11 protein-coding genes are annotated in these 12114 nt (G+C 64.4%); 4 read left to right on the top strand and 7 right to left on the bottom strand.

Annotated features, from left to right (window positions below; translation table 11 throughout):
- Positions 1–36: 36 nt before the first annotated feature.
- From LDO22_RS11260 to LDO22_RS11230, 7 genes are all read right to left on the bottom strand, one after another.
- Positions 37–1413: an MFS transporter gene (locus LDO22_RS11260; protein ID WP_224023152.1), complete on the bottom strand. Its 1377-nt coding sequence runs from the start codon at positions 1411–1413 to the stop codon at positions 37–39.
- Positions 1414–1499: 86 nt separating this feature from the next.
- Positions 1500–1952: a MaoC family dehydratase gene (locus tag LDO22_RS11255; protein ID WP_224023150.1), complete on the bottom strand. Its 453-nt coding sequence runs from the start codon at positions 1950–1952 to the stop codon at positions 1500–1502.
- On the bottom strand, positions 1953–3146 hold the full coding sequence (locus LDO22_RS11250) for an acetyl-CoA C-acyltransferase (protein ID WP_224023148.1): 1194 nt from the start codon (positions 3144–3146) through the stop codon (positions 1953–1955).
- Positions 3146–3922 (bottom strand): 3-oxoacyl-ACP reductase FabG, encoded by a 777-nt coding sequence (gene fabG / locus LDO22_RS11245; protein WP_224023146.1) that lies wholly within the window; start codon positions 3920–3922, stop codon positions 3146–3148. The genes LDO22_RS11250 and fabG overlap by 1 nt, the downstream gene beginning before the upstream one ends.
- Before the next feature lie 60 nt (positions 3923–3982).
- The gene (locus LDO22_RS11240; RefSeq protein WP_224023144.1) at positions 3983–5179 is read right to left on the bottom strand and encodes an acyl-CoA dehydrogenase family protein; all 1197 of its coding nucleotides are present in this window, start codon (positions 5177–5179) and stop codon (positions 3983–3985) included.
- Positions 5176–5640, bottom strand: coding sequence for a thioesterase family protein (locus LDO22_RS11235; RefSeq protein WP_224023142.1), 465 nt, complete (start codon positions 5638–5640; stop codon positions 5176–5178). The genes LDO22_RS11240 and LDO22_RS11235 overlap by 4 nt, the downstream gene beginning before the upstream one ends.
- Positions 5633–6883 (bottom strand): CoA transferase, encoded by a 1251-nt coding sequence (locus LDO22_RS11230; protein ID WP_224023140.1) that lies wholly within the window; start codon positions 6881–6883, stop codon positions 5633–5635. Before LDO22_RS11230 ends, LDO22_RS11235 begins: the two co-directional genes overlap by 8 nt.
- Before the next feature lie 174 nt (positions 6884–7057).
- On the opposite strand from LDO22_RS11230, the gene LDO22_RS11225 reads away from it, so the two are divergent.
- The 4 genes from LDO22_RS11225 (at position 7058) to LDO22_RS11210 (ending at position 12114) form a co-directional block, all read left to right on the top strand.
- Positions 7058–7954, top strand: coding sequence for a LysR substrate-binding domain-containing protein (locus LDO22_RS11225; RefSeq protein ID WP_224023138.1), 897 nt, complete (start codon positions 7058–7060; stop codon positions 7952–7954).
- Positions 7955–8107: 153 nt separating this feature from the next.
- Positions 8108–9301: an acyl-CoA dehydrogenase family protein gene (locus LDO22_RS11220; protein WP_224023136.1), complete on the top strand. Its 1194-nt coding sequence runs from the start codon at positions 8108–8110 to the stop codon at positions 9299–9301.
- 280 nt (positions 9302–9581) lie between these two features.
- A complete protein-coding gene (locus LDO22_RS11215; RefSeq protein WP_224023134.1) occupies positions 9582–11030 on the top strand; it encodes an HNH endonuclease signature motif containing protein in 1449 nt (482 codons plus the stop codon).
- A 217-nt stretch (positions 11031–11247) separates the two neighbouring features.
- Complete coding sequence (locus tag LDO22_RS11210) at positions 11248–12114, top strand: phosphatidylinositol-specific phospholipase C/glycerophosphodiester phosphodiesterase family protein (protein WP_224023133.1); 867 nt, start codon at positions 11248–11250, stop codon at positions 12112–12114.

Genomic DNA, 12114 nt, shown 5'->3' with positions numbered 1-12114 from the left:
GGCTGAGAGCTCCCGCCGTCGCCCGCTTTTGTGGGCTTAGAACGCGTCTGCCTCCGCGTTGAGGTCCCGGCCCCTGGTTTCCGGGGCAAAGAAGCCTGCCGCAAGACCGATCGCCGCGTAGGCCATGAGGATTCCGGCAACTGGGATCCACCCCGGTCCGGTCGCAGCAACGACGCTGGCAGCAATAATGGGTCCAAGACCTCCGGACAGAACGGCGCCGATTTCCTTGACGGTCGTCATAAAGGAGAAGCGACGTTTGGAGCCGAACATCTCCACCAGCCACGTGGACTCCACGCCATACAGGTTCGGCAGCGGACCGCCTACATAGACAACGAAGACCAGGGCCACCAATACGGGGTTCCGTGTTTCGATCATCAGCATCGCGGGAATGGTGAAGGCGAACTGGAACCCGGAGAGCCAGAGCCAAACTTTGCGTCGGCCGAACCGGTCAGTGAGCTTACCGGTCAGCAGGACCGTAAGCACGCCCAAAACGGAGCCGAGCGTCACGCCCGTAGTGACCAGATTGGGGTCCATCTTCACCACAGACACCGTCCATCCGATAAGGAATCCCTTGACGAGGTACACGGAGCCGTTTTCGCCGAGTTTGATGCCCAGCGAGACGAGGAAGGCCTTCTTGGAATCGGCAACGTCACGCCAGACGCTTTGTTGCTTGGCCTCCAGGCGCGCCGCTGCCCGCCGCGCCTTCACCGCCTCGAAGACCGGTGATTCGCTCACACTGCGCCGCAAGTACAGTGCCACAAGGGTGGTACCGACGCTCAGCAGGAAGGGAAGACGCCATCCCCAGGCGAGGAACTCGTCTTTAGGCATTTGCGAGAGCAGCAGCCACAGTCCGCTGGCCAACAGCACACCTGTTGCCGTTCCCAGTGCCACCACGGCGCCGTAAAATCCGCGCTTATTCGACGGGGCGGATTCCACCAGCAGCAGCGAGGCCCCGGACAGCTCGGCGCCGGCGCCGAAGCCCTGGATAAGCCGCAGGAGCACCAGGAGGATGGGAGCCATGACCCCGATCTGGGCAAACGTGGGCAAAAGACCCATTCCCAGAGTGGCGATCCCCATCATTCCCACGGTTATGACCAGGACGGATTTCCGCCCGTATTTATCCCCAAGGTAGCCGAAATAGACCCCGCCCAAGGGCCGGACGAGGAATCCGGAACCAAAAGCGGCAAAGCTGGCGAGCAAGGCCATGGCAGGGTCTGTATTGGGGAAGAACAGCGGCCCGAAAACGAGCGCCGCCGCCAGGGTATAAAGCGTGAAGTCCATGTATTCCAACGCGGAACCAAGGAAGGACGAAACTGAGGTGCGGCGCAGTTCAGCAGGCGACACCTTCAGTTCCGACGCGGGCCCCTGGAGGCCAGCGTCGACGTATTTCAGGTTTGAGTTTTCTGTGCTCATGGGGTTTCTCCCTCGGAAAGGGCCTGCAGGCAGGCCCAGCCGTAACGTCGTTGTTCGGATGGTGGTGCAAGGTCTTCAGGAGCAGCTCAGCTCGGGAGCAGGGAGACAGTCTCCGCTATGCAGGCAGGCTTTTGCGAGCCTTCCAGCTCGATCAGGTGATGGAACTGCAGCTGCCGTCCGCTGGCTGTCTCGCTCACTGAGGCCAGCGTCAGCCGGTCCCTGATGCGTGAGTTGACCCTGGCCGGGGCAGGGAACCGTACCTTGTTCAGGCCGTAGTTGATGATCATCGCAGCCCCATCAACGCGATACACCTGGCCAGCCAGGTACGGCAGCATCGACAAGCTGAGGTAACCGTGCGCCACGGTGGTGCCGAACGGTCCGTCGGCGGCCCGCTCCGGGTCCGTGTGGATCCACTGTTGGTCCAGTGTGGCGTTGGCGAAGGCCTGAATCTGGGATTGGTCCAGAGTGTGCCACCCACTGACCCCGATTTCCTGTCCCGTCATGCTGGCCAGCTCGGCGGCGTCCTTGAACAGTCTCATCTAGACCCTCTCCAGCAGCATGGCGACGCCCTGGCCCAGGCCGACGCACATGGTGGCCAGGCCGCGGTTGGCGTCTTCGCGTTCCATCCGCCCCAGCAGCGTGACGACGATCCGTGAACCGGAGGAACCCAGGGGATGCCCCAAGGCGATTGCACCGCCGTCGTTGTTGACAGTTCCTGCATCCATACCAAGCAGCCGCATGCAGGCCAGCGCCTGCGCTGCGAACGCCTCATTGAGTTCGACGGCGCCCACGTCCGCCAGGCCCCAGCCAGCCTTGGCCAGTGCCTTTTGAGTCGCAGGCACCGGGCCGATGCCCATCACTTCCGGCGCCACACCGGCCGCTTGGCTGGTGACGATGCGGGCCCGCGGGGTGAGCCCGTAGCGCTCCACGGCCTCGCCGCTGGCGACTACTACTGCGGATGCACCGTCGTTGAGGGAGCTTGAGTTGCCGGCGGTGACCACTCCACCGGGCGCCACGATGGGCCGGAGGGCGGCGAGGGCATCAGCGCTTGACCCCCGCCTGGGCCCTTCATCGGTCTCCACCAGCGAGACTTCCCCCCGCCTGCCCTTGACCGGAACAGGGACTATCTCATCTTTGAAACGGCCCGCGTCGATCGCCGCCACAGCCAGGTTGTGCGAGCGCAGTGCAAAGCTGTCCGCGTCCGCACGCGAAATGTTCTCCCGGCCAGCCACTTCTTCTGCCGTTTCGGGCATGGAAAACAGCGCCCCGGACTCCATCCGCGGGTTAGTGAACCGTGCACCGATTGAGGTGTCCGCGACTTCACCCGGTTTGCCGTACGGCTTCTCCGGTTTGGCCATGACCCACGGCGCGCGGGTCATGGATTCCACGCCGCCAGCCACTACAAGGTCGGCGTCACCGTTGCGCACCGATTGCGCCGCCATGCCGATGGCGGTTAGCCCGGAGGCACACAGCCGGTTGACCGTCACGGCCGGAACGGCATGCGGGAAGCCGGCCAGCAGCGCGGCCATCCGGGCAACGTTTCGGTTGTCCTCCCCGGCCTGGTTGACGCAGCCGAGGATTACTTCGTCGACGGCGGCAGGATCGACGCTGGCGCGGTCCACGGCGGCCTGCAGCACCAGGGCGGCCAAGTCGTCGGGGCGGACCGTCGCGAGCGCGCCGCCGTGACGGCCCACGGGCGTGCGGACACCTCCGACGAGGAATGCCTCGGGCATCAGCGCGCCCCGCCGTTGATGTAGAGGGTCTGACCGGAGATGTAGGAGGAGTCGTCACCGGCGAAGAAAGCGACTGCAGCGGCGACTTCCTCCGGTTGGCCGACGCGTCCCAGCGGGGTGCGCTCCGCGACCGCCTGCTGGTGTTCGGCCGGGCTGGCCCCGACACGCTCGGCAGTGGCGGCAGTCATCGACGTGGCGATGTAACCCGGTGCCACGGCGTTGACCGTGATGTTGAACGGACCAAGTTCGATGGCGAGCGTCGCCGTCAGACCCTGGATGCCGGCTTTTGCCGCAGCGTAGTTGGCTTGGCCACGATTGCCCAGTGCGCTGCGGCTGCTGAGCGAGACGATCTTTCCGTACTTGGCCGGAACCATGTACCGCTGGGCAGCGCGCGAGCAGAGGTAGGCGCTGGTGAGGTTGGTGGTCAGGACGGAGTCCCAGTCCGGCCGCTCCATCTTGAAGAACATATTGTCGCGGGTAATGCCGGCGTTGTTTACCAGGATGTCCAGGCGGCCGAACTCCCTGTGGATGTCATCGAACACCCGGTCCACGGCTTCCTCATCCGTGACATCGCAGCAGGCGGCAACGGCTTTTCCACCTGCCGCCAGGACGTCCGGGTGGTCCGAGATGCGCTGTGCGGTGTCCTTGGCGCGGTCCTCATTGAGGTCAAGGACGACGACGGTGGCACCCCCTGCGGCCAGTTTCAGCGCGGTGGCAGCACCGATGCCCTGCGCCCCTCCGGTGACCGCGGCCACCCGGTTCGTGAAGTTGCTCATGACTATTCCTTTGCGTATATGGATTTCGTTAATGTCGTGCTGCCGAAGCCCAGCGGGCATCTAGCTGAAGGCGGAGAGGCCGGTGATCTCCCGGCCTACGAGCAGGGACTGGATGGAGTCTGTGCCTTCGTAAGTGGAGACAACCTCCATGTCGGTCATGTGCCTCGCCACGTGGTTCTCCAGCAGTACGCCGTTGCCGCCGAGCATGTCCCGCGCTTCGGAACAGATCCAGCGGGCTTTCCGTGCCGTATGCATCTTGGCGAGTGACGCCATGGGCCCGGTCATCCGGTCGTCTTCGGCGAGTTCGGCCAGCCGGAAGCAGATCAGCTGCATGGCGGTCAGTTCGGCGAGCATGTTGGCCAGTTTGTTCTGCACGAGCTGGAAACTGCCGATGGGTTTGCCGAACTGCTGGCGGGTCTTCGCGTAGTCCAGTGCGATCTCGTAGGCAGCCATTGCGTGGCCGTAGGACTCCCAGGACGCGCCGCTTCGCGTTGAGGTCAGTACGCGGGTGACGTCCTTGAACGAGTGGCATTCCGGGAGCCGGTTGGCGGCCGGGATCCGGAGGTTATCGAGGGTGATATCCGGCTGGAGGATCGCCCGCTTGCCGATCTTGCCGGTGATGACTTCGGTGGAGTATCCGTCCGGAAAGCTGCCGTCCCCGTTCCGCTCCATCACGAACGCCTTTACCTTCGCGTCTGCTTCGTCGCGGGCAAAGATGATGACGACGTCGGCCATGCTGGCGTTGCCGATCCAGCGCTTGCGTCCATTGATGATGTAGCTGTCCCCATCCCGGCGCGCGCTGGTTTCGAGTGCCACCGAATCAGATCCGTGCTCGGGTTCGGTCAGGGCGAAGGCGCCGATCTTGCCAAGGGCTGCCATGCCGGGGAGCCACCGCTGTTTTTGCTCCTCGCTGCCGAGCATGTTGATGGTTCCCATCGCCAGTCCGGACTGGACGCCGAGGAAGGTGTTAACGGAACCATCGCCGCGGGAGATCTCCGCGGCAACAATCCCGGCGGCAAGCCGGCTTAGCCCAGGACATCCGTAACCCTGAATGGTTGTTCCGACGATGCCGAGCCCGGCAAGCTTGGGAACAAGGTCGACGGGAAATTCGGCACGTTCCCAGTAGCCATTAATGACGGGCAGCAGGTCTTTGTCCACGAAGGCGCGGACTTTGAGCCGGAGCGCCCGGTCCTCAGCGCTGAGGAAATCGTCCATAAGGTAAAAATCGGTGCCGTTCGCGGCGGTTTCCGGTGTCATCGAGAGAACTCCAGTGGTGTGTGATCGGGAACCCGCTTACGCTGCGGGTCCGTGTTTCCTTGTGAAGGTTGGAAAAGGGTGAGCCAGTGGCGCTCGTGTTCGGCCAACGGCCGGGACTTGCCAGTGTCCCGATGGACTGAAACCAGCACGGTCCGGCCATCTACGGCGACTGCGCCGTGTTGGCTGCCCCTGAATTCCAGGCTGAATGAACTCGTGCCGATCCTGATCACGGTCAGTTCAACCTCCAGGTCTTCGCCGTGATGCACCGGCCGCCGGTAGTTCACGTCGAGGCTGGCCACCACCGTGGGGGTTGCCTCGGCTTGACGTATTCCTGGCATCGAGGATCGCCACTTGATTCTTGACTCCTCCAGGAGGGTGACGACGGCGGCGTGGTTGACGTGCCCATTGAGGTCCTGGTCGGACCACCGGGGGCAGACGCGGGTCCGGTAGGTTTCAGGCATCGACCAGGGCTTTCCGGTTCAGCAGCCAGTCCCGCACCAGCCCGGAGCTTGCGTTCAACTCGGGCGGTGCGAGTGAGTAGTCCACCGGGGTGAGGGAATACTCGACAGGGTGTCGGACCGTGGGGATCTTCCGTTCCCCTTCGCCCGCCATCACTACCGGGCTTAGCCCCAGCTGTTCAGCCAGCTCGACGCCGCCGCGGACATCCTGGATCGGAGCGCAGGGCAGCCCTGCCGACGAGAGCTCGCGGAACCATTCGTCAGCTGATTGGGCAGCCAACTGGGCGTGGAGGATGCCCCGCAGCTCGTCGCGGTTGGCGTTGCGCTGCAGCGTCGTCGCAAACTTCGGATCCCTCGCTACGTCGGGAATCCCCAGCGCCCCGCACAGCCGGACGAACTGGGCGTCATTGCCCGTCGCGATGATGATGGTGCCGTCTCCGGTCTGCATCGGGGCGTATGGATACATGCTGGGGTGTTCGTTACCCATCCTGGTGGGTACTACACCGCCCGATACGTAGGCCGCAGACTGGTTCACCATGCCGGACAGGGCCGAGGTCAGCAGGTTGAGCTCTACCAGCTGACCTTCGCCGGTCCGGTCCTTGTGGTGCAGCGCCCCCAGGATGCCGATGGCAGCATGCAGGCCTGTGATGACATCGAATAGTGCGATGCCTGCCCGGTACGGCTGGGTGTCCTGGTCCCCGGTCAGGCTCATCATTCCCGATGCGGCCTGCACCAAAAGGTCGTACCCCGGAATGTGGGCGCCGGCTCCGGTACCGAATCCTGTGATGGAAGCGTAGATGATGTCCGGGTTCAATTCGGCCGCGGCCGCGTAATCCAAGCCCAGCCGTGCCATGTTGCCGGGCTTGAAGTTCTCGATCATGACGTCGGCCGTGCTGATCAGGGAACGTGCTACGTCGAGGTCTTCCGGGTCTTTCAGGTCCAGGGCAATGGAATGTTTGTTGCGGTTGACCGCGAGGAAAAACGTGGCCTCGCCGTCCCGGACAGGGGGCATGTACGTACGGGTGTCGTCACCCTCGGGTCCCTCCACCTTGATCACTGTGGCGCCCATGTCAGCCAGGAGCATGGTGGCGTATGGGCCGGCCAGCACCCTGCTGAAATCTGCGACCACGATGCCGGCGAGGGGCCCGGCGCTTGCCCTGCCCAGGGCATCAAAGCCGTGGTTATCGTTGCCTCCTGCGGGCTGGTCCTGCCGCCTGGAGACCGATTCGTCGATCGGTTGTGTCATCTGAAATCCTCCGCAATGTGGTCTGCATCACCAACCTTTGCAAGCGGACTGATTCACGTCCAATACGTATTTGGTGCTGGACTGATACCCGTCCGTCATCAGCGTCGGCGCGTTCCTTGGGTATCTTGGGCGTATGGACAATGACGTTTACCCGGGCAGGAGCTGAGCGCTGGAGTGGAAATACATCAGATCCGGGCCTTCCTTGCCGTGGCGGAGGAATTGCATTTCGGCCGGGCCGCCCGCCGGCTTCATATGGCCCAGCCGCCGTTGAGCCGTTCCATCCAGCGGCTTGAGCATGAATTGAAGGCGCCCCTCTTTATCCGCAGCACGCGGACAGTCCAGTTGACCGCGGAAGGGCAGGCGTTGGTTGGCCCGGCACGCGACATCCTCGAAGGGTGCCGGCGGGGGCGCCTGGCGGTGGCCTCGGTGGGCCGGGGCGAAACCGGGCGGGTTCGGGTCGCCTTTGCCGGCGTTTCCTCGCATGTGATGGTTGGCAGGCTCGCCAAGCGTGTCCGGGAAGTCCACCCCGGGATCGACTTTGAACTGTCCAGTTCCAACTTCGCTCTACCGGCCATGGACAAGGTCATGGGCGGGGCCATGGAAGTCGGCCTGGGCCGCTGGAACTTCATTCCCGCTGTCCTCGACTCGCGGATCGTGGCCAACGAGCGGCTCGTTGTGGCGCTGTATGAAAGCCACCCGTTGAGTGGACAGGCTTCGCTGCGCATGGCTGACCTTGCGGGGCAGCCCTTCGTTACGTTGCCTGAGCATCCTGGCGCCATCCTCCATGACCACCTTCGGCGGCTCTCCAGTGCCGCGGGGTACGTCGTGGAGATTGCCCAAGTGGCGCCGGATTCACAGACGCTCATGGCGCTGGTGGCGGCGGAAATCGGCGTCGCGCTGACGGTTTCTTCGGTGCCTGAAAACTTCAGCCACCCGGGCGTCGTCTTTCTCCCCCTGGAAGACCCGGCAGATGCCATCCAACTGCGGCTGGTTTGGCGGAAGGACAACGCCAGTCCGGCCCTGCGGGAAGTCCTTCGGCTCTCGGAAGAGGTCCTCCCGTCACCGGCCTGAACCGCACATTGATGCAGTTGGAGCATCAGCGGATTCACTATTAGGTATTGGATCTGACGGCAATCTGACTGGCACAGTGGTGGAGATCACGGCGGACGCACACCACGCCACCGCCGCCGCCAACCTGTCCCCTTACCTGCCAGGAGAACCACCGTGACCGTAACCGCAACCGCACCCGCCCGGGTCTTCGACGACGTTCTCAACCTCGATACCCTCCTGACCCCCGGGGAACTGGAACTGCGCAGCACTGTCCGGGACTTTGTGGATGAACGGATCAGGCCCAACATTGCGGGCTGGTACGAAGATGCCCACTTCCCGCTCGAGCTTGTTCCCGAGCTTGGCAAGCTTGGGGTCCTCGGGATGCACCTGAAGGGCTACGGATGCCCCGGCCGCAGCGCCGTCGAGTACGGCCTCGCCGCCATGGAACTGGAAGCCGGCGACTCAGGGCTTCGGACCTTTGTCAGCGTCCAGGGTTCCCTGGCCATGACCGCCATTCACAAGTGGGGGTCCGAAGAGCAGCGGAACGAGCACCTGCCGGCCATGGCGCGGGGTGAAAAGATCGGCTGCTTCGGGCTTACCGAGCCGACCGCCGGCTCCGACCCTTCCAGCATGGCGACTTTTGCGGCACCTGACGGAGCCGGCGGGTGGGTCATTAACGGGGCAAAGCGCTGGATCGGGCTTGCTTCCGTGGCGCAGATCGCGGTCATCTGGGCCAACACCGCCGAAGGGATCCGCGGGTTCATCGTGCCGACGGACACCCCCGGCTTCACCGCGACGCCCATCAGTGCAAAGCTCTCCATGCGCGCCTCCATCCAGTGCGACATCACTCTTGATGACGTCCGGTTGCCTGCCAACGCACTCCTGCCGGGCGCGCACGGACTCAGGGGTCCGTTCTCCTGCCTCAACGAAGCCCGCTACGGAATCATCTGGGGCGCCATGGGTGCTGCCCGGGACTCCTACGAAGCCGCGCTGGCCTATGCCGGGGACCGTCTCCAGTTCGGCAAGCCCCTTGCCGGCTACCAGCTCACGCAGGAAAAGCTGGTGAATATGCTGCTGGAAATCCAGAAGGGAACGCTGTTGGCGCTCCATACGGGGCGCCTCAAGGACGCCGGGACGCTGGATCCGGTACAGATCTCCGTGGGAAAACTGAACAATGTACGGGAGGCTATTGCCATCTGCCGCGAAGCGCGCACAATCCTGGGGGGAAACGGAATCACCTTGGACTACTCACCGCTGCGGCATGCCAACAACCTTGAATCAGTGCGCACGTATGAAGGTACTGACGAGGTCCACACCCTTATCCTGGGCCAGCGGATCACCGGCATCTCGGCGTTCCGCCAGGAGTAACGGTATGGCGCCGTCTATGCCGATGTGTGCCATACCTTTCACCCGTCCTTAGGGCCCTCTCGACGGCGGGAGCCGCCCACCGTCACCCGGTCCGCCAACAGGCCGCCTGCCAGTAAGCCAGTGCCAGTGCCGGAAGTCTCCGGGAACTCCGCTGTCCCCGTGGACAGCAGGAACGAAGATGCGATGGCAAATCGGTCCGCAGAATCGGCGGTCAACGGCCGACGCGGGTGTGTTGCGGCGCCGAACTCAAAATGTCAGACCCCCGTGACAGGCTTTGGGTATGGAAACCGGAGCGGTTGTGGATGCGAAAAGTAGGGCCGGACTCGCCGGTGCCGTCGCATCCCTGGCTGGGCTGGTGAACGAACTAACAGGAGCCCTGAGCGGTTCTTCGGATGCTGCGGATAGTGCTCATGGCGTCGACAGTCATGATCCGCTTCGGGACGTTGCCGAGTCCTGTCTGGACGGCCTCGGCATCGTGGCCCGAATCGAAGCTGCTACTGCAGCCGTGAAAGTGCGGCTGCTCGCAGAGTATTCGGGGGCCGCAGCCGCCATGGAAGCGCCGGCAGAAAGCGCCTCTGAATCATCGGCGCGGGAAATGAGTGTCGTCGCCGAAGTCGCCTGCACGCTCACCATCGGCGAGGGAGCCGCATCCGCGCTGCTGCAGGACGTCCATGCGCTCACCACCTCTCTTCCGGCGACGCTCAACGCCATGGAGGCCGGCGCCGTCTCCTGGCGGCATGCCCAGATCATGGTCGACGAAACCAGCAGCCTGGACGCTGCAGCTGCAACAGCCTTGGAAGCTCACTTCCTGGACCCGGAGGCGCCTAACGCGGCCCGGGGCGCATCTGCCGGAGAGCTGGTCCCGGGCCGTTTCCGTCGGAAAGTCCGTGCCTGGCGGGAACGCCATCACCCCGAGTCCCTAACAATCAGGCATGTGAAGTCCGTTGCGGATCGGCGGATGGAGTACTCGCCGGGCCGGGACGATATGGCCTGGGTTTCGCTTTACATGGCTGCGGACAAGGCCTGTGCTGTCTGGAACAGGACGTCTGCCCTGGCCCGCGGGTTGCAGGGACCTGAGGAGCCGAGAACCCCTACCCAGCTCAGGGCAGACCTGGCCGCAAAGTTGCTGCTCGGTGACACCGGGGACCTTGCCGGGCCTGGGCCGTCCCTCAAAGCTGACGTGCTGGTCACGGTACCGGTCTGTTCCCTCCTCGGTGCCACGGACGAGCCCGCAGACCTGGACAATTACGGACCCATCCCCGCATCGATGGCGCGAAAACTCGTCGCGGAAGGTGCCAACTCGTTCTACCGGGTTTTGGTGGACCCACGCGACGGAGCCCCGCTTGAACTTGGCCGGACCAGCTACCGGCTCCCGGAATCGCTAAAGCGGTGGTTGCGGATGCGGGATGGAAAGTACACCTTTCCCGGCTGCAGCAACCACAGCCAGGACAATGAGGCGGACCACCTCACGGCCTGGGAGCGCGGAGGCAGCACCGGAATCAGCAACCTGGGACAGTTGTGCCCCAAACATCACCGGCTCAAGCACCGAACCGGCTGGAGTCCTGGTCCGGCTTCCAGGAATGAGCCGCCGGGCTGGACTTCTCCAGGTGGCCGCCAGTACAACGCAGAGCAGCCGGACCGGGCACCCACACTCTGGCCGCCGGGCTGCCTTCCGGAAGAGGCCAGCGTGCTGGAGGCTTTGGTGGTGGATTATCTCGCGGTCTCCTGACCAGCGGTTAGTTGGGCTGCCCGCGGGACACACCCTCCAGCTCCATCACGGCTGCGGAACTCACGCCAGCCCCGATGTTGATGTTCCCCGCCGTTCACCACGATGCAACCAAGACGCCCTGAACCGTTTCGCCAGGCCAAGCAGTCTTTTCACGCACCCTCACGCCCGGAACACCCCATCACCGGGCGGACATCCCCGAGGTACCAGGAGTACTCCCGTGTTCGTGAAAAGCACCCTCGCCGCCGTCGCTGTCTTCGCCTCCCTGGCCGGGACAGCCGTAGCCCCCGCCCAAGCCGGGGCCGAGGCACCCAATCCGGCGCCCGTCGTCGTCGGCCAACCCCTTGCCGGCACCCATGCCCACAACGACTACGAGCACGACCGCCCCCTGTTCGACGCACTGGAGCACGGTTTCACCAGCGTCGAGGCGGACGTATGGCTGGTCGACGGTGAACTGCGCGTGGCCCACGACCTCGCTGACGCCAAACAGGGCGTCACGCTCGAGAGCCTCTACCTCGACCCACTCCAGGACCTGGTCCGCAGCCAGCCCGGCCACAGCGTCTACCCCAAGTGGGACGGCAGCCTGCAGCTCCTGATCGACATCAAGAGCGAGGGCGAGGCCACCTACGCCGCCATCGAGCAGGAATTGGCCGAACACCGCGACATCATGAGCCGCTACACCAACGGCAACGTCAAGACCGGCCCGGTCACCGCAGTCGTCAGCGGCAACCGCCCGCTGGCCACCATGCAGGCCCAGGACAAGCGCTTCAGCTTCTACGACGGCCGCTCCACCGACCTCGCCTCCGGCCTGCCCGCCGCCCTGATGCCGCTGGTCAGCGACAACTGGACCAAGCTCTTCACCTGGCAGGGCGTTGGCCCCATGCCGGAGGCCGAGCGCGCCAAGCTGCGCGCCTTCGTGGCCACCGCACACGCCAACGGCTACCGCGTCCGCTTCTGGGCCACCCCGGACCAGCCCGGTACCGCCCGCGACGCCGTCTGGACCGAACTCGCCGACGCCGGCGTGGACCACATCAACACCGACGACCTCGCCGGCCTCCAGCAGTTCCTCACCGCCCGCGGCGCCTGA

It is taken from the genome of Arthrobacter sp. NicSoilC5, assembly GCF_019977395.1.
GTDB lineage: Bacteria > Actinomycetota > Actinomycetes > Actinomycetales > Micrococcaceae > Arthrobacter.
The sequence above is the reverse complement of the archived record's forward strand: the minus strand, read 5'-3'. Positions and strand labels throughout refer to the sequence as shown.

What these genes read in the sequence shown, in the direction of transcription:
- LDO22_RS11260 (WP_224023152.1), bottom strand. Translation starts at nt 1,413, where the DNA reads ATGAGCACAGAAAACTCAAACCTGAAATACGTCGACGCTGGCCTCCAG.
- LDO22_RS11255 (WP_224023150.1), bottom strand. Translation starts at nt 1,952, where the DNA reads ATGAGACTGTTCAAGGACGCCGCCGAGCTGGCCAGCATGACGGGACAG.
- LDO22_RS11250 (WP_224023148.1), bottom strand. Translation starts at nt 3,146, where the DNA reads ATGCCCGAGGCATTCCTCGTCGGAGGTGTCCGCACGCCCGTGGGCCGT.
- fabG (WP_224023146.1), bottom strand. Translation starts at nt 3,922, where the DNA reads ATGAGCAACTTCACGAACCGGGTGGCCGCGGTCACCGGAGGGGCGCAG.
- LDO22_RS11240 (WP_224023144.1), bottom strand. Translation starts at nt 5,179, where the DNA reads ATGACACCGGAAACCGCCGCGAACGGCACCGATTTTTACCTTATGGAC.
- LDO22_RS11235 (WP_224023142.1), bottom strand. Translation starts at nt 5,640, where the DNA reads ATGCCTGAAACCTACCGGACCCGCGTCTGCCCCCGGTGGTCCGACCAG.
- LDO22_RS11230 (WP_224023140.1), bottom strand. Translation starts at nt 6,883, where the DNA reads ATGACACAACCGATCGACGAATCGGTCTCCAGGCGGCAGGACCAGCCC.
- LDO22_RS11215 (WP_224023134.1), top strand. Translation starts at nt 9,582, where the DNA reads ATGGAAACCGGAGCGGTTGTGGATGCGAAAAGTAGGGCCGGACTCGCC.